This window comes from Pseudomonas sp. S1_E05 (assembly GCF_056337105.1).
Window position 1 is genome coordinate 1,705,499 of the sequence record NZ_JBFRHM010000001.1, and the last position, 15,725, is coordinate 1,721,223.

The following is a 15,725-nucleotide window of genomic DNA, read 5'->3' on the forward strand; positions in this document are numbered from 1 at the left end:
TAAAACCAATTAATATTTGACCAAGGAGAACGATCGTTCTACTGTATGCCCATGAACGAAATCACCGGCAACGACACACGCGACATCATTCTGGATGTCACCGAAAAGTTGATCTACAAAAGTGGCATCGCTGCCACCGGTATGGATCTCCTGGTGAAAACCGCCGGCGTCTCCAGAAAGAGCATCTACCGCTACTTCGCCAACAAGGAGGAGCTGGTCGTCGCCGCCCTGCAACGACGCGACGAACGCTGGATGCACTGGTACAGAACGGCTGTCGACCAGGCCCCGACGCCGGCCGACCGCCTGCTCAACCTGTTTACCGTACTCGGCACCTGGTTCGCCTCCGAAGGCTTTCGGGGTTGCGCATTCATTAACACCAGTGGCGAAACCGGCGACCCGCAAGACCCGGTGCGCCTGGTGGCAAAAGAACACAAACAGAAACTGCTCGACTACGTGTGCGAGCTGTGTACCGAACATGGTGCAACCGATCCGGAGACGCAAGCCAAACAGCTGCTGCTCTTGATCGACGGCGCCATTACCCTCGCGCTGGTCATGGGTGATCTCAGTGCCGCCGATAATGCGCAATGCATGGCGCGAAAGTTATTGGACCTGTAACGCTTTAACCAAGCCCGACAACTTGCTTTAACTGACTTTCAATTAGGAGCACAGAAATGTCCAATGCTGAAGTTCGTCCGCCGTTGCCGCCGTTCACCCGTGAATCGGCCATCGAGAAAGTTCGCCTGGCCGAAGACGGCTGGAACTCCCGCGACCCGGCGCGCGTGTCGCTGGCCTACACGCTCGATACCAAATGGCGTAACCGCGCCGAATTCGCCTACAACCGCGAAGAAGCCAAGGCTTTCCTGACCCGCAAATGGGCCAAGGAACTGGACTACCGCCTGATCAAGGAACTCTGGGCCTTCACCGACAACCGCATCGCCGTGCGCTACGCCTATGAATGGCATGACGATTCGGGCAACTGGTTCCGTTCCTACGGCAACGAAAACTGGGAGTTCGACGAGAACGGCCTGATGGCCCACCGCTTCGCCTGCGTCAACGACATGCCGATCAAGGAAAGCGAGCGCAAATTCCACTGGCCGCTGGGTCGTCGCCCAGATGATCATGCCGGGTTGTCTGAGTTGGGCCTTTAAATACGTTGTAGGAGCGGGCTTGCCCGCGATGGCGGTGTGTCAGGTAAACCAATATCGACTGACACACCCTCATCGCGGGCAAGCCCACTCCCACAGGATCAGGCCACTTCAGTTTGTTTCACTTGCGCCTCCAATTCCCGCACCAACGGCAACACGCGCCGCCCGAAATACTCCACCTCCTCCTGAAAATGCAGGAACCCCGCCAATACCAGATCCACTCCCACCGCTTTTAATGCCACGATCCTCTCGGCAATCTGCTCAGGCGTACCAATCAGGTTGGTTTTGAAGCCATCGTTGTATTGCACCAGATCCTCGAAAGTCGATTTTGCCCAGTTCCCCTCGCCCTCCGGCGACGCCCTGCCCGCTTGCTTTGCCGCATCGCCAAAAGCGTTTACCGCTTCCGGGTCGGCCTGATCGATGATCTGCGCAAGTACCGCGCGTGCTTCTTCCTCGGTGTCGCGGGCGATGACGAAAGCGTTCACGCCGATTTTCACCGAGTGTTGGTTGGCCGCTGCCTTGCGGCGGATGTCGTCGACCTGCGCCTTGATGCCCTCCGGGGTGTTGCCGTTGGTGAAGTACCAGTCCGACACCCGCGCGGCCATGTCCCGTGCAGCACGGGAGCTGCCGCCCTGGAAGATTTCGGGTTGGCCCAAAGGCTTGGGCTTGAGGCTGTAGTTGTCGAAACGATAGAAATCACCGCGAAAGGTGAAGTTATCCTGGCTCCAGATCCCCTTGAGCGAGCGGATGAACTCTTCGGAGCGGCGATACCGTTCATCGTGCTCCAGCCAGTGTTCACCAATGGCCTGGAATTCGCCCTTGAACCAGCCGCTGACAATGTTCACCGCAATGCGGCCGTTGGTCAGTTGGTCGATGGTCGCCAGTTGTTTCGCCGCCAGGGCGGGTTGCCACGGCCCGGGCAGGATCGCGGCAATCACTTTGAGCGTGGTCGTCGCTCCCAGCAACGCGTGACTGAAGGCCACCGATTCATGTTGATACTCCGCACCGTAGCCGGCCGTGAAGCGAATCTGCGTCAGGGCATATTCAAACCCCGCCGCCTCGGCCAGTTGCGCCAGCTTGCGGTTGTAGTCGATGCCCCAGTGGGTGCGTTGCTCAATCTTGCTGACCACCAGCCCACCGCTGACGTTCGGCACCCAGTAGGCGAATTTGACGGCTTGCTGACTCATTGGCATGACCTCGGAATGTTGGGATGTGCCAAGGGGTAGAGCAGCAAGTGTGCCACCGAGGATTCCGCCCCCTGTAGGAGCGAGCTTGCTCGCGATGGACGTCAACGATGATGCGGACTGCCTGCGAGCCAGCGGTGCCTGGTCCACCATCGCGAGCAAGCTCGCTCCTACAGGGGGGCTGTGGTGTGTCAGGGCAAATTGTGCTGCGGCTGTTGGTGGAGCAACAGTTACAGGCGATTTATTACGTCCACCCCCTGTAAACCCCGGCCCTCTGCACCCGGCATGGACCCTGCAATCCCCCTTGGCATCCACTGCCGATCCAAGGAGCTGTCCCCATGACCGAACACCAGATCATCAACCCGCTGTCCGTTGGCACCGACTACGAAAACCTGGCCGCGCGGTTCCGGCCGATCTTCCAGCGCATCGCCGCCGGTGCGGTCGAGCGCGAGCAGGCCCGCAGCCTGCCGCACGAGCCGATCCAGTGGCTCAAGGAAGCCGGGTTCGGCGCGGTGCGGGTGCCGGTTGAATACGGGGGCGGCGGTGCCTCCTTGCCGCAGTTGTTTGAATTGCTGATCGAGCTGGCCGAGGCCGATTCCAATGTGCCGCAAGCCCTGCGCGGGCATTTCGCCTTTGCCGAGGACCGCCTTAACGCAACGCCCGGGCCGGCCCGGGACCTCTGGTTCAAACGTTTCGTCGAAGGTGACATCGTCGGTTGCGCCTGGACCGAAATCGGCAATGTGACCATCGGCGACGTCATGACCAAGGTCTCGCCCCAAGGCGACGGCTGGCGACTCAACGGCGAGAAGTTCTACAGTACCGGCAGCCTGTTTTCCGACTGGATCGACGTCTATGCCCAGCGCAGCGACACCGGCGGGGACGTGATCGCGGCCGTCCGCACGCGCCAGCCAGGCATCGTGCAGAGCGATGACTGGGACGGTTTCGGCCAGCGCACGACCGGCAGTGGCACTTCGCGGTTTGTGGATGCCGAGGTCGACGCAGACAACATCATCGACTTCGCCACGCGCTTCAAATATCAGACGGCGTTCTACCAATTGGTGCTGCTCGCCACCCTGGCCGGCATCGGTCGTGCGGCACTGCGCGATGTGGCGCAGCAGGTCCGTACCCGCAAACGTATTTACAGCCATGGCAATGCCCCGCGTGTCAGTGATGACCCGCAGATCCAGCAAGTGGTGGGTGAAGTGGCAGCGCTGGTGTACGCCGCCGAGGCCAGCGCCTTGAAAGCCGCGCAGCCGGCACAACGAGCCTACCTGGCGCGGTTTTCGGGGAATGAAGCGCAGGAACGCGCGGCCAATGTCGATGCGGAACTCGAATCGGCCAAAGCGCAGGTGGTGGTCTCGGAGTTGATTCAGCGGGCCACCAGCGAGCTGTTCAATGCGCTGGGGGCTTCGGACATCCGCGAAGGCAAATCCCTGGATCGGCATTGGCGCAATGCGCGCACGGTGTCCTCGCATAACCCGGTGATCTACAAGGCCCGGATTGTCGGGGATTGGGCGATCAACGGGACCGAGCCGCCGTATGTGTGGCAGATTGGGAATGGGCCCACCACAAAATGATATAACCAACCCCTGTAGGAGCGAGCACGCTCGCGATGGTCGCCAACGATAACGCTGGCAGCCTGACACCCAGCGGTGTCCCGGCCTCCATCGCGAGCATGCTCGCTCCTACAGGTCGCCGCAAACTCTGGATACAGGTAACATATCGGCCCTTCCCCGCAGCCCATTGCTGCACCCTGCCGAATTAAGCCGATTCCATGCCTTTCGAACTCAGCGTTGACCTCACCACACTCGCCATTCTGGCCATCGTCGCTTTCATTGCCGGTTTCATCGACGCCATTGCCGGCGGTGGCGGGCTGTTGACCACGCCAGCGTTGCTGACTGCTGGCCTACCGCCGCATCTGGTGCTGGGGACCAACAAACTCAGTTCGACCTTCGGCTCGGCCACCGCCAGTTTCACCTTCTATCGGCGCAAACTGTTTCATCCCCGTCAATGGACGCACGCCATCGTCGGCACCCTGATCGGTGCGCTGACGGGCGCCGTCGTTGCTCATTACCTGCCCGCCGAATGGCTGAACAAGATGCTGCCGGTGATCGTCTTTGCCTGTGGCATCTACCTGTTGTTCGGCGGCACGCCAAAAGCGCCGCTGGATGCCAACGCGCCGATCAAGAAGAAATGGCAGTCGACCCAAGGCTTCAGTCTCGGGTTCTACGACGGCGTGGCCGGTCCTGGCACGGGCGCATTCTGGACCGTCAGCAGCCTGCTGATGTACCCCATCGATCTGGTCAAGGCCAGTGGCGTGGCGCGCAGCATGAACTTCGTCAGCAACATCGCGGCGCTGTCGGTGTTTGTCTTTTCCGGGCAGGTGGACTGGATCATTGGCCTGAGCATGGGCCTGTCGGTGATGGTCGGTGCATTCTTTGGCGCCCGATCCGCCATCAGCGGCGGCGCCAAGTTCATTCGCCCGGTGTTCATCACCGTGGTGCTGGGCCTGACGGTGCGCCTAGCCTGGCAGCACTGGTTCAGCGTGGCCTAAACGGCGCGCCACATAGACGTCGATCAGGTAACGGGCAATCGAGCGTGACGCCGGCAACGGCGGCAGCTCGTGGACATTGAACCACTGGGCGTCCTCGATCTCGTCTTCCTGACAGACAATCTCGCCCCCGGCGTACTCGGCGTGGAAGCCCAGCATCATCGAATGCGGGAACGGCCAGCACTGGCTACCCATGTACTGGATGTTCTTCACCTCGATGCGCACTTCCTCGCGCACCTCGCGAATCAGGCAGTCCTCGGCCGACTCCCCCGGTTCGGCAAACCCTGCCAGCGTACTGTAGACCCCGGTGACAAAGCGCGGTGAGCGAGCCAGCAGGATTTCATCGCCGCGGGTGATCAGCACGATCATGCTCGGGGAAATACGCGGGTAATACCGCAAATCGCAAGGTTCGCAGTACATCGCCCTTTCCAGGCTGACCTGCCGCGTGGCCTGTCCGCAATTGCCGCAAAAGCGGTGTTCACGGGCCCAGGTGCCGATCTGCGCGGCATACCCGAGCACCTTGTAGATCACGTGGTCGCCATCGAGCATGAACGCCCGCAGGCCTTTCCAGTTGCAACCCGGCACATCAGCGCTGCTACGCAGCTCCAGCAGGTAGACGGGTTCGCCGTCCAGATAGCCGATGCCATGCTCGGCGATCAGCGACAGGTCCTGGCGCTTGAGCCATTCGCGCGGGAACAGTGCGCCATTGTCATCGAACAAAAAGCCTTCAGGGCTGCGCGCAACCGCCCAGCCGCCCGGTTGATCGGTGTCCAGTACTGCGGTGGTCCAGCGTGAAATCATTGTCAATCAATCCAGAAATTCGGGTTTCTGTTTGCTCATGTGGGCGGCCATGGCCACGCGCAAATCGTTGGATTGCAGCATGGCGGCGTTCCACGTGGCGACGTATTCGAGGCCGTCGTCGATGCGGTGATCGCGCATGTAGCTGATCATTTCCTTGGTACCGCCGATCGCAATCGGCGACTTGCTGGCGATCTCTCGAGCAATGTCCATGACGCCGTCCAGCAGGCTGGCGGCATCAGCGTAGACGCGGTTGACCAGGCCAATGCTGCGCGCTTCCTCGGCGCCGAATGAGCGACCAGTGTAAGCCAGTTCACGCAGCATGCCGTCACCGATGATCCGCGGCAAGCGTTGGAGCGTACCGACGTCGGCAGCCATGCCGATGTCGATCTCCTTGATCGAGAACTGCGCATCCTCGGCGGCGTAGCGCATGTCGCAGGCTGCGATCAGGTCGATGGCCCCGCCCAGGCAGTAACCCTGGATAGCGGCGAGCACCGGCTTGCGGCAGTTGTCCACGGCATTGAAGGACGCCTGCAACGCCAGGATCTTGCGGCGCAGCAGGCGCGCATTGCGGCCCACATCCTTGCCCAGCTCGTTGGCAACCCCCGCCAGCATCATCAGGTCGATGCCGGAGGAAAAGTGTTTGCCGGCACCGCTGAGCACCACAACGCGCACCTCGTCGGTGTCATCGACCCACTGGAAAATATCGATGATTTCGCTCCAGAAAGCGGCGTTCATCGAATTGATCTTTTCCGGGCGATTGATTTGCACGTGGGCAATGTTATCGACCAACTCGACTGTGAACGCGCTGTATTGGGACATGGCGGTGATCCTTTTTAACCGGGCAAAAATGAGGTCCGAACTATAACAAGGCAGTCCGGGTGACCGTCAGGCAGCGGTTCAGCCAAAAGCGGGACCTGCGCGCGCACCACCTCAGTGCACATCGCGTTGCGGACATTGCACATTGATGTGACGACGCGGTGACTTTTTGGGGCCTTTTCCGGGAAAAACGTGCACTTCGTCGGAACTTTCAGATCACCTTTCGGGACGTCCGTACCGCTTTGGACCGATTGTCGAACAATTTTGCTATCCGCGATTCACCGCTCTAAGTTCTGGCCTAGACTCATTTTCTCGTAGCAAAACCGGTCGGTCACAAAGCGCAAAAATAATCGAAACTTTTGCTGAGCGTGATCGGTCATCTGACAGGTAGGCGCGTTGCGACTGGTGCATTCCTTGCAGCGTCCACTCCAGCCAATCTGCTTGATCGCACGGCCAGAACCTTTGGTTGATGCGGTGTGCGTTTGCGCCTGGCCACAGGATTTGGCCTCGAAACACCGTTTGCCAGATTTGAAACAGATCAACGACACGGGAGATTCAGATGATAAGTGCGGCATTGGATATTCAGGGAGAGCGTGCTCATCAGCCGGTCGGGGAATCGAGCGCATTAAGCACCCAAGGTGCCCAGCCCATCAGCGTTACTGGCAGCCGGACAATGACGCCGGTGCCCCGTCAGAATCCCAACCGAAAGCGCGTACTGTTTGTGACCTCGGAAATTGCCGATCTGGTGAAAACCGGCGGCCTGGGCGACGTTTCCGCAGCACTGCCGCGGGCGATGGCCCACTTGCACGATGTCCGGGTGCTGATCCCCGGTTACCCTCAGGTGCTGCACAGCGAAAACCCGATTCATATCATCGGCGAACTGGGCGGGCACGCCGCATTGCCTCCCTGCAAGATCGGGCGCATGGACATGCCCGACGGACTGGTTATCTACGTGTTGATCTGCCCTGAACTCTATGAGCGTGAAGGCTCGCCCTATGGCGCCAACAATGGTCGCGACTGGCCGGACAACCATATCCGTTTCGCCCGGCTGGGCTTGGCCGCCGCCGATATCGCCGCCAATCTGGCGCAGATTCACTGGTGCCCGGACCTGGTCCACGCACATGACTGGCCTGCGGGCCTGGCTCCCGCTTATATGCACTGGCGCGGGCAACGCACACCGACCCTGTTTACCATTCACAACCTGGCCTATCAGGGCGTCATCAGCCTCGGTTCCTGCCCTGAGCTGGGTATTCCGGACCATGCCCTGCAACAGGAAGGCATGGAGTTCTACGGCAAGATGTCGTTCCTCAAGGCCGGCATGGCCTATTCAAGCCATATCACCACGGTCAGCGCCACCTACGCCCAGGAAATCACCACCCCGGCGTTCGGCTGCGGCCTGGACGGTTTCCTCGCCTCCAAGACTCAGCAGGGTCTGCTCAGTGGCATTCCCAACGGCATCGACGAAAGCTGGGACGCTGCCACCGATTCGCACCTGTTCCGCCCGTTCGCCATCGGCGACTGGGAAGGCAAGGCCGTCAACGCCGCCCATGTCCGTGAGCTGTTCGGCCTGGATGATTCACAAGGCCCACTGTTTGCGGTGGTCTCCCGCCTGGTCTACCAGAAAGGCCTGGACCTGACCGAAGCGGTATCCGAGTACATCGTCAAATCCGGAGGACAGATCGCGATCATCGGTCGCGGCGAGCCGGAAGAAGAACAGGCCATGCGCGAACTGGCCCTGCGCTTCCCAGGGCGGATTGGCGTTCGCATCGGTTTCAATGAAACCGATGCTCGACGCATGTTCGCCGGCAGCGACTTCCTGCTGATGCCTTCGCGTTACGAACCTTGCGGCTTGAGCCAGATGTACGCCCAACGCTTCGGTTCGTTGCCGGTGGCACGCAATACCGGCGGCCTGGCCGACACCATCGAAAACGGTGTGACCGGTTTCCTGTTCGACGAATCCACGGTGGAAAGCTACCAGGAGGCCCTGAGCCGCGCGTTCAAGGTGTTCGAATTTCCAGACCTGCTCAATGCCATGCGCTGCCGCGCCATGGCGGCACCGTTCAACTGGAGCAAAGCCGTCGAACCTTATGCGGATCTCTATGAGCAACTGGTCGTGAAGGCCTTGGGGAAATCGCACAAACAATAAGAGGTTTTTGGTAATGCCGTTACGGACCCTTGAAACCTGGCCCCACGGCGCAATCATGCTGGACGCAGAACACACGCGTTTTGCCTTGTGGGCGCCTGATGCGTTTTTTGTCAGTGTCGAATTGGAAAATGGACAATCCTTACCGCTGCTGCCTCAGGCTGATGGCTGGTTCGTGATCAAGACCCGCTGCAAGGCTGGCACCCGCTACCGCTTCAATATTGATGGAGAGATCAGTGTCCCGGACCCGGCATCCCGGGCGCAGGATGGCGATATCACCGGGCACAGCATCGTGGTCGATCCCTTGGCCCATGCGTGGCAGAACACTCACTGGCTGGGACGCCCATGGAACGAAGCGGTGATTTACGAACTGCACGTCGGTGCGCTGGGCGGCTTCAGTGGTGTGGAAGAACATCTGGCACGACTGGTGGACCTGGGCATTACTGCCATCGAGCTGATGCCCATCGCGCAATTTCCGGGAGATCGCAACTGGGGCTACGACGGGGTCCTGCCCTACGCGCCCCAGGCGTCCTATGGGACACCTGAACAACTCAAGCATCTGATCGACACCGCGCACGGCCATGGCCTGGCGGTGATTCTCGACGTGGTCTACAACCACTTCGGCCCCGACGGCAATTATCTGCATCGGTACGCCAAGGGCTTCTTCAATGAAGACAAACACACGCCCTGGGGCGCGGCGATCGATTTTCGCCGACGCGAGGTGCGCGATTTCTTCATCGACAATGCCTTGATGTGGTTGCTCGAGTACCGCTTCGACGGGCTGCGCTTTGATGCGGTGCATGCCATCGAAAGTCCGGACTTTCTCCAGGAACTGGCGCAACAGGTGCGTGAACACGTCGATCCTGCGCGGCATGTGTGGCTGACGGTCGAGAACGAACACAACCAGGCCAGCCTGCTGGAGCAAGGCTACAACGCGCAGTGGAATGACGACGGCCATAACGCCCTGCACGTGTTGCTGACCGGGGAAACAGATGCGTACTACGCCGATTATGCCGACCATCCCACCGAACAACTGGCTCGCTGCCTGAGTCAAGGTTTTGTGTTCCAGGGACACATCAATCGCCATGGCGAAGCTCGCGGCGAATCAAGTGGCCACCTGCCACCCAGCGCATTCGTGCTGTTCCTGCAAAACCATGACCAGATCGGCAACCGTGCGTTTGGCGAGCGCTTGCACCAGTTGGCGCATCCCGACGCCTTGAAAGCCGCCACCGCACTGTTGTTGCTTTCACCGATGATCCCCTTGATGTTCATGGGCGACGAGTTCGCCGCCGAGCAACCCTTTTTGTTTTTCACCAGCCACCACGGTGAATTGGCCAAGCTGGTGCGCGAAGGGAGACGTAACGAGTTCGCGGCGTTCAGTGCGTTCGCCGACCCTCACAAGCGTGAGCAGATTCCCGATCCGAATGCGCCACAGACCTTCGAGGCATCACGCCCTCGAATGACTGACGTCCCCCCTCGGACATCCAGCTTTTGTATCGGCGCCTGCTTGGGCTGCGCCGTGAGCACCTGATGCAGCACCTGCCCGGCACCCAGGCCCTGGGCGCGGACGTGCTCGCTCCCGGAGCCGTTTCGGCACGTTGGCGGCTCGGTAATGGCAGCCTGCTGCGAATCGACCTGAACCTCAGCGACCGGCCCGTAGTCCACACCCCACAGGCCGACGCTGCGCTGCTGTTCGAACACCCGGCGCAATCCGCCGACCTGCTGGATCGGGGCACACTGGCCCCTTATTGCGCGCTCGTCAGCCTCTCGGCTGCAGCCCAACCCCCGGATGGAGAGCGCCCATGAGCGATGCACAACTGGAAATACTCGCCACCCACGCCGGCTTGGCGGTGGACTGGATCGACGCCAACGGTCGCGCGCAAAAAGTCGCCCCGGCGGTTTTGCGCAACGTGTTGACGAGCCTGGGCCACCCGGCCGGCACCGCCCAGGAGATTGACGCCAGCCTGCTCGAATTGCAGCAGGTGCAACAGACGCGGCAGTTGCCGCCTTTACTGACGGTCGACTGTGGCGCCGGGCTCGACCTGTCGCACTACTTCGATCCTGAAACGCCTTGCGAAATCCACCTGGAGGACGGCGCCCGACTTAATCTGAAACTGAACGCCGAAGCGGTATTGCCTGGCCTGATTCCGGTGGGCTATCAGCACGTCGAAATCGATGGCCAGTCGTTTACGCTCGCCGTAGCCCCCAACCGTTGCTACAGCGTCGGCGATGCCGTGGATAACCCGATCCCCCGTGCCTGGGGACTTAGCGTGCAGTTGTACTCCCTGCGTCGCCCCGGCGATGGTGGCTTCGGCGATACCCAGGCCTTGGAAGATCTCGTGCGTGTGGCCGGCGAGCGAGGTGCCGACGCCGTGGCGATCAGCCCGCTGCACGCGATGTTCAGCAGCGACACTCAGCGCTACAGCCCGTATTCACCCTCCAGCCGCCTGTTCCTCAACAGCCTCTATGCCGCGCCGGGTGCAATCCTGGGCGAACGTGCGCTGCGCGCAGCCATCGACAGCACCGGCCTGGCGGCGGACCTCAAGCACCTTGAAGAACTGCCGTTGATCGATTGGCCGGTGGCCGCTGAAATCAAGCAGCGATTGTTACAGGCGTTGTACGAAAGTTTCGTCCACGGTGAACATCCGCTGCATGCCGATTTCAGCAGCTTTCGCCATGCGGCTGGTGAGGCCCTGGAGAACCATTGCCGCTTCGAGGCGATCCAGGAAATCCGCGCGGCCAGGGGCGAGTCGCTGGACTGGCGCGACTGGCCGCAGCAATGGCGTGACCCACGAAGTGAAGCACTGGCAGCGTTCGCCGAAGAAAATGCCGGGCGCATCGGGTACTTCGCATTCTGCCAGTGGTTGATCGCCCGTTGCCTGGAGCGCGCGCAAGCGGCGGCTCGCAGCAGCGGCATGAGGATTGGCTTGATCGCCGACCTGGCAGTGGGTGCCGACGGTGGCGGCAGCCAAGCCTGGAGCCGCCAGGACGAATTGCTGGCGTCCCTCACCGTTGGCGCGCCACCCGACATTCTCAATCGCCAGGGCCAGGGCTGGGGGATTTCCGCCTTTTCGCCCGAGGGCCTCGTGCGCAACGGTTTCCGTGCGTTCATCGAAATGCTGCGGGCCAACTTCGCCCATGCGGGGGGCCTGCGCATCGATCATGTGATGGGATTGCAACGGCTCTGGGTGATCCCCAACGGGGCATCGCCTGCCGACGGTGCCTACCTCTATTACCCCTTTGACGACATGCTGCGCTTGCTGGCGCTCGAATCCCATCGGCACCAGGCCATCGTCACGGGCGAAGACCTCGGCACCGTACCGGAAGGGCTGCGGGAAAAACTCACCGACCGATCCATTTTGGGCATGCGCGTGATGCTCTTCGAACAGGATAACGCCCATTTCAAGCCGATTCTCGACTGGCCCGACAGCGCCCTGGCCACCACCAGCACCCATGACTTGCCGACGCTCAATGGCTGGTGGCACGGCCGTGACATTGACTGGAGCTCGCGCCTCGGACTGATCGACGGCCAGGGCGAAATCGAATGGCGTCAGCACCGCGAACGCGAACGTGAAGGCTTGCGCCGGGTGCTGAGCGAGGACCCGCAGAACTTTCGCGAAGAACACAACGAAACCGACCAGGTGCTGGACGCGGCCATTCGCTTCCTTGGCCATACCCGCGCCCCCCTGGTTCTTTTGCCATTGGAGGATGCTTTGGGCATCGAACAACAAGCCAACCTTCCCGGCACCGTCAACACCCATCCGAACTGGTCCCGGCGCCTGCCCGGCATCAGCGAGGCGCTGCTGGACGGCGATGACGCCGCCCGCCGCCTCGAACTGCTCGCCTGTGCACGTCTTCAGGCTGCCGAGCGTGACCGATGAGCCAGCCCGATATCCAACCGTTGCGCGCGACCTTACGCCTGCAATTTCATAAAGGTTTCACCCTGGATCAAGCGGTGCCACTGGTGCCCTACTTCGCCAGCCTCGGCATCAGCCATATTTATGCCTCACCTCTGCTGAGCGCTCGCGCCGGGTCGATGCATGGGTATGACGTGGTGGACCCGACCAGCGTCAACCCGGAACTGGGCGGGGAAGCGGCACTGCGGCGCCTGGTCGATGCCCTGCACGCTCACGACATGGGCCTGGTCCTCGATATCGTGTCCAATCACATGGCCGTCGGCGGCAGCGATAATCCCTGGTGGCTGGACCTGCTGGCGTGGGGACGCCTAAGCCCCTACAGCGAATTTTTCGACATCCAATGGCATTCGCCTGACCCCTTGATGGAAGGCCAATTGCTGCTGCCGTTCCTGGGCAGTGACTACGGAGTGGCGTTGCAGGAAGGGACCCTGCCCTTGCGCTTCGATGCCAAGCGAGGCGCATTTTTCGTCGAGCACTATGATCATCATTTTCCGATCTGCCCAACGCATTACGGTGAACTGCTGCGTGCCGATCATGAACAACTCAAGTCACTGGCCGAACGATTCAGTACCTTGAGCTATCAGACCGACGCCCACGGCCTGTCCAAGCCGTTGCAGGAGGAGCTGCGCGAGCTCGCTAGGGAACCTGCCGTGCTGCACATCATCGAGCGAAACCTTGAGGCCTACGATTCCCGGACTGCTCAAGGCTTCCAGCGTCTGCATCAATTACTCGAGCAGCAAAGCTATCGCCTCGCCAGTTGGCGCACGGCAGCAGATGACATCAACTGGCGGCGCTTTTTCGACATCAATGAGCTCGGTGGCCTGCGTGTCGAGCGGCCTGCGGTATTCGAAGCCACCCACGCAAAAATCTTCGAATTGATCGCCCAAGGGCTTGTCGATGGCCTGCGCATCGATCACATCGACGGCCTGGCTGACCCGAGAGGTTATTGCCGAAAATTGCGACGTCGGGTCGACAGCCTGTCACCGCAGCGGCACTTGCCCATCTACGTCGAGAAGATCCTGGGCGAAGGCGAAAGCCTGCACCGGGACTGGTCGGTGGATGGCACCACCGGTTATGAGTTCATGAATCAATTGTCGTTGTTGCAGCACGATCCCGCCGGTGCCCAAATTCTGGGTGATCTGTGGCAACGCGTCAGCGAACGGCCCGCCGATTTCCTCCAGGAGGCGAAACTGGCGCGTCAGCAAATCCTCAATGGTTCGCTGGCCGGCGATTTCGAGAGTGTCGCCCAGGCGCTGCTGCAGGTGGCCCGTGACGACTTGATGACTCGCGACCTGACCCTCGGGGCGATTCGCCGTTCGTTGCAGGCATTGATCGTCCACTTTCCCGTCTACCGGACCTACATCAATGCCGTTGGTCGACCCACACAGGACGAGGTGTTTTTCCAGCAAGCCATGGACGGCGCACGGCAATCCCTGGGCGAAGCCGATTGGCCGGTGCTCGATTGCCTGGCGAGGTGGCTGGGTGGTGAACCCTGGCGCACACGGCCGAGGGGGCGCTCACGCAAAATCATCAAGCATGCTTGCGTGCGCTTTCAGCAACTGACCTCGCCGGCAGCGGCAAAAGCGGTGGAAGACACTGCGTTCTATCGCTCGGCGGTGCTGTTGTCGCGCAATGACGTAGGCTTCAGCACGGAGCAGTTCAGCGCCCCGCCTGCCGATTTCCATGCCGCCTGCCTCGAACGTCAGCAAGTATTTCCCGATAACCTGCTTGCCACTGCCACCCACGACCACAAACGCGGCGAAGACACCCGTGCCCGGTTGGCGGTGTTGAGCGAGCGCAGCGCCTGGTTCGCCGAACAGGTGCCGCTGTGGCAAACGCTCGCACGGCCGTTGCGCGACGATGATTCGATGCCCTCCGCTGGCGATGAACTGATTTTGTATCAGGCGTTGCTTGGCAGTTGGCCGCTGGACTTGCGCAGTGACGACAGCGCCGGGCTTCAGGACTACTCGCAAAGGGTGTGGCAGTGGCAACAGAAGGCCTTGCGCGAAGCCAAGCTGCAAAGCAGCTGGAGTGCACCCAACGATTCATACGAACAGGCCACCCGGCAGTTTCTCGAACGCCTGTTGCTCAGTCCCGAAGGGGAGCTGTTGCGTGCCGCACTGGCCAAGGCCGCGATGGCCATCGCCCTCCCCGGCGCCCTCAACAGTCTGGCGCAAACTTTGCTGCGTATGACCGTGCCGGGCATTCCCGATCTTTACCAGGGCAACGAGTACTGGGACTTCTCGCTGGTGGACCCCGACAACCGTCGTCCGGTGGACTACGTGCGTCGCCAACAAAGCCTGGCAAGCCCCATACCGCTGCCCGAACTGTTGGCGAACTGGCGCGATGGGCGCATCAAGCAAGCCCTGATTGCGCGCACGTTGCAGTTGCGTGCCGAGCACGCCGAGCTGTTTCGTCATGGCACCTATGAGGCGCTGGAAGTGCTCGGCAGCGAAGCTCATCGGGTGCTGGCATTTGTGCGCACAGCGGGGAACGAGCGGGCCATCGTGATCGTGCCGATCCGTTGCGCCGCGTTGCTGAATAACAGTGCAGAACCGCACATCGACGCGTTGCAGTGGGGCGATACTCGGGTGAGGTTGCCGTTTACCTCACCCGAAGAAAATCTAAAGGGACTTTTTGCAAGCGTCGCAGTCACACACCACAAGGAGCTGATGATTGGTGCTGCGCTGGCGGAATCCCCGGTCAATCTCTTAATCCAATGTTTGAGTTAAGTTCAGGAGCATGGCGATGAGTACCGACGATAAACGCATTCGCGAATTTGCGTATCAGATCTGGGAATCGGAAGGGAAACCCGAGGGCCATGAAGCAAGGCATTGGGAAATGGCCCGAAAACTTGCCGAGGCCGAAGCCCTGGCCCCCAAGAAATCGCCCAAGGCTGCCGGCAGCAAGGCAGCAGGCACCAAGCCGGCCACCACCAAGGTAGCCAACGGCAAGGCGGGCGAGCCGAAAAACCAGGCCAAGGCCAAGCCGGCCGCTGCGGCGAAGGTGATTCCGCCAGGGGAAAAATCCACTGAGAAAAACCTCGCGCGCCGCGTAAACCGCCCGCGGTCTGACGTTTAACCCGTGAAGCAAGCGTGGCGAGGTCACTCGCCACGGTGGACGAGTTCGTCCCGAAAAAAACCAACCCAACTCTATACCTGTAGGAGC

At 60.9% G+C, this 15,725-nt stretch carries 10 protein-coding genes and 2 pseudogenes; 9 read left to right on the forward strand and 3 right to left on the reverse strand.

Annotated features, from left to right (window positions below; genetic code table 11):
• Positions 1-51 precede the first annotated feature (51 nt).
• Positions 52-615 carry a TetR/AcrR family transcriptional regulator gene (locus AB4N33_RS07835; protein WP_476456917.1) on the forward strand — a complete coding sequence of 188 codons (564 nt, stop codon included), beginning with the start codon at positions 52-54 and terminating at the stop codon, positions 613-615.
• Positions 616-671: 56 nt separating this feature from the next.
• Positions 672-1,148 (forward strand): nuclear transport factor 2 family protein, encoded by a 477-nt coding sequence (locus tag AB4N33_RS07840; protein WP_460125309.1) that lies wholly within the window; start codon positions 672-674, stop codon positions 1,146-1,148.
• A gap of 98 nt (positions 1,149-1,246) precedes the next feature.
• Here AB4N33_RS07840 and sfnG read toward each other — a convergent pair whose 3' ends face one another.
• Positions 1,247-2,332: a dimethylsulfone monooxygenase SfnG gene (gene sfnG / locus AB4N33_RS07845; RefSeq protein WP_476456918.1), complete on the reverse strand. Its 1,086-nt coding sequence runs from the start codon at positions 2,330-2,332 to the stop codon at positions 1,247-1,249.
• Positions 2,333-2,667: 335 nt separating this feature from the next.
• Here sfnG and AB4N33_RS07850 point away from each other — a divergent pair, with 335 nt between their 5' ends.
• Together AB4N33_RS07850 and AB4N33_RS07855 are read left to right on the forward strand one after the other, a co-directional pair.
• Complete coding sequence (locus AB4N33_RS07850; protein ID WP_476456919.1) at positions 2,668-3,906, forward strand: acyl-CoA dehydrogenase family protein; 1,239 nt, start codon at positions 2,668-2,670, stop codon at positions 3,904-3,906.
• 197 nt (positions 3,907-4,103) lie between these two features.
• Positions 4,104-4,883 carry a TSUP family transporter gene (locus tag AB4N33_RS07855; RefSeq protein WP_460125319.1) on the forward strand — a complete coding sequence of 260 codons (780 nt, stop codon included), beginning with the start codon at positions 4,104-4,106 and terminating at the stop codon, positions 4,881-4,883.
• Here the strand turns inward: AB4N33_RS07855 and nudC are convergent.
• Together nudC and AB4N33_RS07865 are read right to left on the reverse strand one after the other, a co-directional pair.
• Positions 4,851-5,681 (reverse strand): NAD(+) diphosphatase, encoded by an 831-nt coding sequence (gene nudC / locus AB4N33_RS07860; RefSeq protein WP_476456920.1) that lies wholly within the window; start codon positions 5,679-5,681, stop codon positions 4,851-4,853. The genes AB4N33_RS07855 and nudC overlap by 33 nt on opposite strands.
• Positions 5,682-5,687: 6 nt before the next feature.
• Positions 5,688-6,500 carry a crotonase/enoyl-CoA hydratase family protein gene (locus tag AB4N33_RS07865; protein ID WP_476456921.1) on the reverse strand — a complete coding sequence of 271 codons (813 nt, stop codon included), beginning with the start codon at positions 6,498-6,500 and terminating at the stop codon, positions 5,688-5,690.
• A gap of 556 nt (positions 6,501-7,056) precedes the next feature.
• Between AB4N33_RS07865 and glgA the strand changes: the two genes are divergently transcribed.
• From glgA to AB4N33_RS07890, 5 genes and pseudogenes are all read left to right on the forward strand, one after another.
• Positions 7,057-8,643 carry a glycogen synthase GlgA gene (gene glgA, locus AB4N33_RS07870; protein WP_460125328.1) on the forward strand — a complete coding sequence of 529 codons (1,587 nt, stop codon included), beginning with the start codon at positions 7,057-7,059 and terminating at the stop codon, positions 8,641-8,643.
• 13 nt (positions 8,644-8,656) lie between these two features.
• Positions 8,657-10,446 (forward strand): annotated as a pseudogene (treZ, locus tag AB4N33_RS07875) (malto-oligosyltrehalose trehalohydrolase).
• Positions 10,443-12,521: a 4-alpha-glucanotransferase gene (gene malQ / locus AB4N33_RS07880; protein WP_460125334.1), complete on the forward strand. Its 2,079-nt coding sequence runs from the start codon at positions 10,443-10,445 to the stop codon at positions 12,519-12,521. The pseudogene treZ and the gene malQ overlap by 4 nt, the downstream one beginning before the upstream one ends.
• On the forward strand, positions 12,518-15,289 hold the full coding sequence (locus tag AB4N33_RS07885) for a malto-oligosyltrehalose synthase (protein WP_476456922.1): 2,772 nt from the start codon (positions 12,518-12,520) through the stop codon (positions 15,287-15,289). The genes malQ and AB4N33_RS07885 overlap by 4 nt, the downstream gene beginning before the upstream one ends.
• Before the next feature lie 16 nt (positions 15,290-15,305).
• Positions 15,306-15,631, forward strand: a pseudogene (locus tag AB4N33_RS07890) (DUF2934 domain-containing protein).
• The last annotated feature ends 94 nt before the right edge of the window (positions 15,632-15,725 follow it).